A 3,736-nucleotide genomic window follows, 5' to 3' on the forward strand; every position below is an offset into this window, starting at 1 on the left:
CCCCACCACCCCCCGCGGACGTGCTGCGCTACCTGCTGCGGGTGCTGCCCGCGTTGGGCCACCTGCACCGGATGGGCCTGGTCTACTGCGACTTCAAACCGGACAACGTGATGGTCACCGCGTCCGGGGTGAAACTCATCGACCTTGGCGGGGCCCGCCGCCTCGACGACCTGGTCTCCGGCTACCTGTCCACCCCGGGCTACCGCGCGCCCGAGCTCGACGACGACGGGGAACGCCCCGGCGGCGTCGAGCGCACCGCACCGTCGGTGGCGACGGACACCTTCGCCGTCGCCCGCACCCTGGCCCGGCTCGTCCTGGGCCGCTTCCCCGGGTTCGTCGACGCCTACCGGCATGTGCTGCCACCGCGGCGCGCGCACTTCCCGCTGCGGGAGTTCGAGTCGCTGGACCGGCTGCTGCGGCGGGCCACCGCGACCGATCCGCAGCGGCGCTTCCAGAGCGTCACCGAACTGGCCGACGAGCTGGTCGGCGTGCTCTACGAGATCGTGGCCCGTACGGAGGGGCCGGTTCCGCCGCTGGCGAGCCGCTGGTTCGACGCCACCGGGCATCCCACCGGGGAGGCCGGCCCGGCCGGGCCCCCCGCCGCCTGGGAGGTGCTGCCGGAGCTGCGGGTCGACCAGGATGACCCGCGCGCCCCGGCGCTGACCGCCGGGCCCGACGAGGACCCGGCGGCGCTCGCCGCCCGGCTGGCCGCGATCGTCCCGGTGACCACGGAGGTGCACCTGGCGCTGGCCCGGGCGAGGATCCGCGCCGGGCAGCTCGACGAGGCGGCCCGCGCCCTGGACGCCGCGGCCGCGGCGGCCCCCCGGGAGTGGCGCATCGACTGGTACCGGGGGCTGGCGGCCCTGGTCGCGCGACGGCCGGGGTTGGCCACGGCGGACTTCGACCGGGTGTACTCGCAGGTTCCCGGGGAACTCGCCCCCCGCCTCGCCCTCGCGACGGCCCTCGCCGACGTCGCAACCACGGCGGGCTCCGCACGGGAGCGACAGGCGGCGCGGGAACGCGCGGCCGAGCTGTTCGACGTCGTCGGTGCCATCGACCCCGGCGTCACCAGCGCCGCGTTCGGACTGGCGCGGTGCCGCACCGACGCGAGCGGCAAGATCGATGCCTACCAGCGGGTACCCCGTTCCTCCTCCGCCTACACGGCGTCGCGCGCCCGGATGATCGGCGTGCTGGTCGCCCGCGTCCCCGGGACGGACTCCCTCGCGGCCGGGTCGGTGGCGGCCGGGTCGGCGGCGTTGCTACGGGCCGCGGCGCTGCTGGCCGACCCTCTGCTCGACCTCGGTGAACGACGCCGCGCCGAGCTCCGCCGCGACATCCTCACCGCCGCCCTGGCCCTGGTCCCCGCGGGCCACCCGCCGCCCGACGGGCCGCGCCCGCCGACCCTGCTCGGTCGGGCCATGGTCGAACGGGAGCTGCGCTTCGGGCTGGCCGAGACCTACCGGGAGATGGCCCGGCTGACCCCCGATCGGGCCAGCCGGGTCCGGCTGGTGGACCAGGCGAACCGCGCCCGCCCCCGCACGCTGCTCTGACGCCCCGCGAACATCTCGACCCCGCGAACATCTCGACCCCGCGAACGTCTTCGCCCCGCAGGGTTCAGGGGGCGCCGGCGTCGGCCAGCGGCGGGCGGCCGGGGACGCGCAGACCGGGCCGCAGCCACTCGTCGTACAGCCGCGACCAGGTGCCGTCGAGCATGATCTGGCGCAGCACTCCGTTGACGAACGCCACGAACCCGTCGTCGCCCGCGGTGTCCCCGGTGATCGGCATCGCGATGCCGTAGGGCTCGTCGAGCCGCCCGCCGGCCGCGAACGCCGCCCCGAACGCCTGCGGGCCGAGCACCGCCGTGTAGGGATCCTGGGCGGCGAGCCCGGCGAGCAGGACGTCGTCGCCGACGATCGCATCGACATCGCCGTGTTGGAGCGCGACCAGGCAGTCGGCGATGCGGGAACGGGTGACCGGTCGCGGGGCGGGCACCGGCAACCGGGCGAGCTTCTCGCTGGCCGTGCTGCCCGCCGAGGTGCACACCGGCCGGCCGGCGAGGTCCGCGATGTCGGTGAAGCCCGCATCCTGGCGGACCAGCAGCCGCAGGGTCGATTCGTAGTAGACGCTGGAGAACCGCACCTGCCGCTTGCGTTCGCAGGTGATGGTCATCGTGGCGACGAGCATGTCGACCATGTTGGAGCGCAGCAGATCCTCCCGTTCCGACGTGGTGACCGCCCGGAACTGGATGTGGTCGTCGACGCCGTCCGGTCCGAAGATCGCCGCAGCGACGGCGCGGGCGATGCCGACGTCGAACCCCTCCAGCCGCAGGGTGCGCCAGTTCATCAGTCCCGCGGGCGGTGCGTCGGTGACGATGCCGACCCGCAGATAGCCCCGGTCCGCGGCGATCAGGCGCATCCGGCTGCCGACCGGCATGTGACCCGGTGCCGGCATCGGGTCCAGCGGCGGCCGCGTCGAGCGCACCGGCCGGCCGTCCTGGCGGCAGGTGCCATCCGGGTTGACCGCCCCGGCCGGCGCCGGCGTCGGTTCGGCCAGGGGCGCCGGGGAAGGCGGCAGCGGTCCGGCCTCGATCGGCAGTGGGCTGCGTGCCGTGCTGCAACCGGCACCGCCCAGCAGGGCCAGGCAGCAGGCGAGCCCCACGGCGACCAGCCGGCCGGGACTGCGGGGACTGCGGGTGAGGGCGTCGCGGCTCGTCACAGGAACTCCCGCAGCCGCGGCCACATCCCGGCCGCCGCGGCGACCATGGCGGCAAGCACGAGGGCCGGGCCGGCCAGCGCCAGGCCCCGCAGGGCGTCGGCCGCCCGGCGCACATCGCCCTCGAACCGGCCACGGGCGGTGTCGACGGCCACGTCCAGTTTGCCGAGGAAACGGGTGAACGCGGCCGTGCCCGGTCCGAGGGTGCGGGTGACGGCCTCGCCGAACGTGTCCGACGAGCGTGGGTCCCCCCCGGTGGAGCCGGCGTCCCCGGGGCCGTGGGCGGCGGCCACGACCGAGTCGGGCGAGGAGGCCAGCAGCCGCACCACCGAGTCGCGCACCCGCAGCCAGGAACGCAGGTCCGTCTCGAGCCCGGGCGGAAGGTCGGCACCCTGATGGCTGTCGAGCGCCACGACGAGGGACCCGCGGCGGGTGACCGGTTCGGGCGGCAGCCGGTCGCCGGCCGAGTCGAAGCCCAACCCCCTGGTCACCCAGGCGAAGTGCTCGTCGAAACGGACGCCGTTGCCCAATGCGGTCAGCGACAGGTTCTCGTCGACCCGGGCCTCCAGGGCCAGCGTCTTCGACCGCGCGAGCAGCGTCATCTGCCGGTAGCCGGCGTCGCGGGCGGTGTCCAGGCGGGTCTGCTGGGTGCCGAACGCCACCGCCGTCCAGATCATGGCCGCCAGTACCGCACCGGTCGCGACCACCAGGCCCGGGTTGATCAGGCGGTTCGTCCGGCGCACCAGCAGCAGCTGCACGCCGATCAGCGAGCCGAGCGCGAAGCCGCCGGTGATCACGATGGCCCATTCCCCCTGCGACCCGGTGGCCTGCTGGTAGGCGAGGTCGACGGCGGCCGCGTAGCGGGCGACGAGGACCTCGGTCGAGGGGAGGATCTGGGTGCGCATCATCGTCGAGGCCGCCCGTAGGTTGGCCTCGCCCACAGACAGGCCGGCGCGGTTGTTCGCCCGGGCCCGTTCCACCATCCCGTTGTAGACGGGTATGCCCTCGGCCAGCAGGTCCAGCG

Annotated in this window: 3 protein-coding genes; 1 reads left to right on the forward strand and 2 read right to left on the reverse strand. The window is 75.2% G+C overall.

All coding sequences use genetic code 11. The features are described 5' to 3' along the window. The coding region (locus NBZ85_RS28860; RefSeq protein ID WP_261563108.1) for a tetratricopeptide repeat protein at positions 1–1,550 on the forward strand (1,550 nt) is incomplete at its 5' end. Positions 1,551–1,614: 64 nt separating this feature from the next. On the opposite strand, the gene NBZ85_RS28865 is transcribed toward NBZ85_RS28860, so the two are convergent. Together NBZ85_RS28865 and NBZ85_RS28870 are read right to left on the reverse strand one after the other, a co-directional pair. Then, entirely contained in the window at positions 1,615–2,715 is a 1,101-nt protein-coding gene (locus NBZ85_RS28865) for a glutamate ABC transporter substrate-binding protein (protein ID WP_261558739.1), read from the reverse strand. Further along, positions 2,712–3,736: GlnX family signal transduction membrane protein (locus tag NBZ85_RS28870; protein ID WP_498041272.1), on the reverse strand; the 1,025-nt coding region annotated here is incomplete at its 5' end. The genes NBZ85_RS28870 and NBZ85_RS28865, both read right to left, overlap by 4 nt.

Source organism: Frankia tisae (genome assembly GCF_025403405.1).
Classification (GTDB): domain Bacteria; phylum Actinomycetota; class Actinomycetes; order Frankiales; family Frankiaceae; genus Frankia; species Frankia tisai.